Annotated in this window: 4 protein-coding genes and 1 pseudogene; 3 read left to right on the top strand and 2 right to left on the bottom strand. The window is 68.4% G+C overall.

Annotated features, from left to right (window positions below):
* Positions 1-452 precede the first annotated feature (452 nt).
* Positions 453-852 (bottom strand): annotated as a pseudogene (locus GT030_RS17835) (transposase); the annotation flags it as partial.
* A gap of 506 nt (positions 853-1,358) precedes the next feature.
* Here GT030_RS17835 and GT030_RS17830 point away from each other — a divergent pair.
* From GT030_RS17830 to GT030_RS17820, 3 genes are all read left to right on the top strand, one after another.
* Positions 1,359-1,829 (top strand): glutamate-cysteine ligase family protein, encoded by a 471-nt coding sequence (locus GT030_RS17830; protein WP_161201934.1) that lies wholly within the window; start codon positions 1,359-1,361, stop codon positions 1,827-1,829.
* Between the two features lie 508 nt (positions 1,830-2,337).
* On the top strand, positions 2,338-2,592 hold the full coding sequence (locus GT030_RS36510; RefSeq protein WP_237522582.1) for a hypothetical protein: 255 nt from the start codon (positions 2,338-2,340) through the stop codon (positions 2,590-2,592).
* A 92-nt stretch (positions 2,593-2,684) separates the two neighbouring features.
* On the top strand, positions 2,685-3,134 hold the full coding sequence (locus tag GT030_RS17820; protein ID WP_161189047.1) for a spore-associated protein: 450 nt from the start codon (positions 2,685-2,687) through the stop codon (positions 3,132-3,134).
* An 84-nt stretch (positions 3,135-3,218) separates the two neighbouring features.
* Here the strand turns inward: GT030_RS17820 and GT030_RS17815 are convergent.
* A partial coding sequence (locus GT030_RS17815) for a sugar phosphate isomerase/epimerase (RefSeq protein WP_161201932.1) occupies positions 3,219-4,149 on the bottom strand: 931 nt, incomplete at its 5' end.

The raw sequence follows: 4,149 nt of genomic DNA, 5'->3' as shown, positions 1-4,149 counted from the left end.
CGAACGAAGCTTCATCTCACGATCTCCTGTCGTACAGAGGCACCGGCCCGACGGGCCGGCTCATGGATGAACCTACCTAAACGCGACATGACCGGCATATCGGTGGTTTGGGAATTCAGCTCCAAACAGGGTATTCTTGGGTCTTTTCCCTGAACTGATGGTCTATCACATCAGTTGGCCAAACGGCAGATTGACATACTATTAGGCTTTCCGAGTGACATTCTGGCGTCTCCTCACCCGCGTAATCACGGCGCGTCGCTGCGGACCCGATCAACTGAGCCGTGGTAGGGACGGTGCCGCGCGCACCACGCCGCGCGTGCGGGCGGTCGTCGCTGCCACGTGTGGGGTCGGCCTGGCGCCGGCAGTGGGGGTAGTCGTGCTCTCCAGCGGGGCCGGCACGTCCGCAGGGCGGGCCTCATCCCCCGCAGCACCCGGCCCTGCCGACAGACAGGGGGCAGACCGGTCCGCTCGGTGATCAGGTGGATCTTCGAACCGTACTTGCCCCGGTCGACAGGATTTGGACCTGTCAGAACCCCTTTATCAGGGCCCGCATGTTCACCGAGTCGATCGCGCAGCGGGACCAGTCCAGGTCGCCGCGGGACCTGAGTTCGTCGAGGACCAGGCGGTGCAGCTTGGCCCGCACGCGGGCCTTCGTCCACTCGGTGAACCGGCGGTGAGCTGTCGCCCCGGATGGTCCGAACGACGACGTCGGCAACTGCTGCCACGTGCAGCCCGACGTCGCCACGCTGCCAGCACCTCACGGTCGCCGTGCCGACGCCGCCCGCCACCTTGAGACCGCGATGGGGCCTCCGGCGCGACCCTCTGGAACAGCTCCCACAACTCGTCCGGCATCAGCCGTTCAATAATCCCCACCGCAGCGGACAGCCGACTCAACCAAATGAGACGACTTCTCAGTCGTCTCCTGTGCTCGCGCTCAAGAGCTCGGATCGGTGCGGGCGCTGCGGTGCGGTGCGTGCGGTACGGCGTCGCGGAGCGGCAGCGACCCATCTGGGCTCAGCGCGAGTTGCGGGAGCTCCAGCCTGATCAGGCCGAAGCTGGCCCAAGCGCCGGGTCGGGTGGCTGTGGCGGCCTGGCCGTGTCGGATGCGGCCGAGGAGGTCGTGGTGGTAAACCGCAGTTGCCGCTGCGGGAGGGCACGGTGCGGGTGGCCGGCCGGGTGGCGACCGCGTTCGAGGCCGTCCACGCCTCAAGCCGCCGCCCAATCTCCTCCACCTTCGGGTGCACCCGCGCCCCGCAACGGCAGACCCGAGCCCGGATCCAGGCGCCGCATCACCGTTGCCGCGTCTCACAGCGCACCCGTCGCGATCCCATAGGGGCGCCGGAGTCTGGGAGAGGGCTGTGGGAAGCCGTGCTCGGCGCGGCAGCTGTGCGCTCAGGCCCGAGGGCCCGCAGGTGGCCGCCGCGGCCGCCGTCGAACTCGGGCACCGCGTCGGTACCGAACTGACCCGCTACCAGGTCGAAGGCCGCACCGAACCCCACACCTGCCTGAATGAGGCGGTTGTAGAACTCCGCACCGTGCGGGCGGCGTTGGCACACGCCGCCGCCGACCGAGGCCTGCACATCGCCTCCAACAGATCACCGATCACTGGCCCTGTCGCACCCGCCCCCCTAGCGCCGGGCCCGCGGTACGCGGAGAGCATGTCCCTCTTCCGCGCGCTGGACGACGAGCAGAGCGCCTGCGCATGCCGCGTGCACATCGGTGTCGCCGACCCCCGCGAAGCGATCGAAGTGAGCAACCACCTGCGGACCACCTGGCTGCCGACGCCGACCGCGCCGGCGGCGAACTCCCCGGTGCTGGGACGGCGGTGACACCGGCTACGCCGGCTGGCGCACCATCACCTGGGGGCGATGGCCGGTTGCCGGACCGCCGCCCTACTTCGACTCCCCCGCCCACTTCGAGCCCGCCAGGAGGCCGCGCGCAGGATCTCGGGGGGCAGGGCGGGGATGCCAAACCGGCCCTGACCTACACAGGCCACCAACCCACACAGCAGGAAAGGAGACGGGAAGCCCTGAGTAGGGTGGCCGCATGTACACACGGGGGCGCAGGCTCAAGTTCGTCATGGTGTCCGGGATGGTCGTGCTGGCCCTGACCGGGTTTTCGTCGAGTCGGGGGCATGGGAGCGGGAGCCATCACAGCAGTGGTGGTGGATGTAGCAACTCCAGTCAGGACCACGACAGTTCATCCGCCTCGGGCAGTGGTGGCCCGTACGGCACCAGCACGCCCGACAGGTCCAGCGGCAGCGGTGCGTACCGGTCGCGGCCCACCACCCGCTCTTCCCCCACGGCGTCCGCTCGGCCCCTCAGGGACGGCACCGCCGTGCTCAAGCACTGTGCGGACGCGGATGATCCCTACACGACCGTCGAGGTCCGGAATCCGAACGCGCGCGACGCGATCTTCACCGTGAAGGTCGGGTTCCGGGATGAGAGCGGGTTCAAGATGGCCGAGACCACCGACCAGGTGTCGGTGCCGGCGAAGGGTACGGCAACCCACCGCGTGTTCGGGGGCCGGGCGGGAGACGTCTCCCGGATCAGCCACTGTGAAGTGCAGCGGCGGGCCGACGCCGACGAGTGACAGGTTTCTTCGGAGACCGGTACAACCATCCGTATGCGTCGCCAGTCAGACCAGTCAGGAGCAACGAGCTCCTACAGCCACAAGGGGGAAATATGCGATTCAACCGTACTACCCTCACTGTCGGTGCTCTGGCCGCGCTCGCGCTCGGGGCCAGTACCGCGATGGCCGCGCCGGCGTCCGCCGCGCCCAACACCACTCCGCAGAAGGTCTGCGGGAGCAGCTACCGCACCGTCAACTCCGCGGCCGTCGGCTCGCTCGGGACCGTCTACCTGACCTACAACGCGTCCAACGGCAAGAACTGTGTGACCACCATCCGCAACAGCCCCGGCACCGCGGTCGACATGTCGGCCTGGCTTTACGTCGCCGACACCGACCAGGGTGACGACGACTACGGCAGCTTCACCTCGTACGCCGGGCCGACCTACGTCTACGGCAAGGGCCACTGCGTCGACTGGGGCGGCCAGATCAAGAACGTGTACGTGCAGATCTCCGGCTCCAACTGCGCGTCCCTCAAGGAGAAGCGGGTCACCTACACCCGCTGATCCGCGGCAACGCAACGCACGATGACGACTCGCTCTGGCGGAGGCTCGACGCTCCCACCAGAGCGAGTCTTCGTGTGGTGACCGTCAGCACTTCTCGCGCAGGGAGTGCAGGTACGCGCTCGAGCGGCGGGCGAAGCTCAGGGAGTCCGGCGGGCTGTCGTGCTCCGTCTGCCAGTGGTGTGCCTGGCGTTGGCCGCGCAGGTGGGTGACGGCGGCGATGAATCGCTGGTAGTCGATGTCGCCGTCACCGACGTCCGTCATGCGGTAGCCGAACTCGTTCGTGGGATCGCTCACGCCGTCCTTGACGTGGAAGAGCGGGTAGCGGTGGGGGCGGGCGAGGACGTAGTCCAGCGGGTCGAAGGGCGCGGGAGTGCCGTCGGGGCGCTTGGAGAAGCGGAACTGGCCCGCGTAGGCCCAGTAGATGTCCATTTCGAGGTAGACGAGGTCGGGGTCGGTTTCCGCCAGCAGGACGTCGTAGAGGCGGACCTTGGGGTTGTCGGTGGCGAAGGCGAACTCGTCCGAGTGGTTGTGCTGGTAGAACTTCATGCCGCGAGCCCTGGCCGCCGCCCCGTAGGTGTTGAACTCCTCTGCGGCGCGTTTCCAGGCGTCGACGGTCGAACCGTAGCGGAACGGGCCGGATGCGGTGCCGATGTGCTTGAGGCCCAGGGCCTGGGCGTCGTCAAGGACCTTTTCGAGGTTCTGGGCGAAGGTGTAGGCGTTCGGGTCGTCGGAGTAGTAGCCGACGTGGCTGCCGATCGGCGTCAGACCGTGTTCCCTGGCCAGACGCCTGAGGCGCGGCAGGGTGATGGGGCCGGCCGAGCCCTGGGTGTAGCCGGCGAACTCGATCTCGTCGTACCCGTACTTCTCCAGTTCGGCGAAGACGGGGGCGAAGCCGAGGGTGCCGACCTTGTCGCGCAGGCTGTAGAGCTGGATGCCCAGGCGGCCGGGGGGCAGGACGGGACGACCCCGGCGGCCTGCGGGCGCGGGCGCGGTGGTCACGGCCGAGGCGGGGCCG

This window comes from Streptomyces sp. SID1328 (assembly GCF_009865595.1).
In the GTDB taxonomy this organism is placed as follows: Bacteria; Actinomycetota; Actinomycetes; order Streptomycetales; family Streptomycetaceae; genus Streptomyces; species Streptomyces griseoluteus.
The sequence above is the reverse complement of the archived record's forward strand: the minus strand, read 5'-3'. Positions and strand labels throughout refer to the sequence as shown.

Excerpts from the sequence above, each read along its gene's own strand:
- GT030_RS17820 (WP_161189047.1), top strand. The coding sequence starts at position 2,685 with ATGCGATTCAACCGTACTACCCTCACTGTCGGTGCTCTGGCCGCGCTC.